The sequence below is a fragment of the Mesorhizobium sp. M4B.F.Ca.ET.143.01.1.1 genome (assembly GCF_004792275.1).
GTDB lineage: Bacteria > Pseudomonadota > Alphaproteobacteria > Rhizobiales > Rhizobiaceae > Mesorhizobium > Mesorhizobium abyssinicae.
In genome coordinates this window covers 1-279 of the sequence record NZ_SRSR01000395.1, presented here as the reverse complement: position 1 = coordinate 279, position 279 = coordinate 1, and the positions used below count along the sequence as shown (strand labels likewise).

1 pseudogene is annotated in these 279 nt (G+C 62.7%); it reads left to right on the top strand.

What is annotated here, in order from left to right:
* Positions 1–279: pseudogene (locus EN786_RS37490) on the top strand (alpha/beta hydrolase); the annotation flags it as partial.

Genomic DNA, 279 nt, shown 5'->3' with positions numbered 1-279 from the left:
AGCAGTTCGCCCGTGGGGACCGACACTTCGCATCTGCCGAAAACGACCGACGCCTATCTGGAGCATTCGGCCGATGGAGCCAAAGTCGACTGGACGGATCGCCGCCAGGTCATCGACTTCATGGTCAGGGATGCGCGGGCGATCGCCAGCACCGCCCATCCGTTCGACGAGGCGGGGATGAGAGCGTTCATCGAACGGGATTACAGCAGGTCCGGCGGCTTCCTGAGCGCCACCAATCATTTCATGCTCAAGGGCGGTAACCAGTGGAAGGGCCGCCTG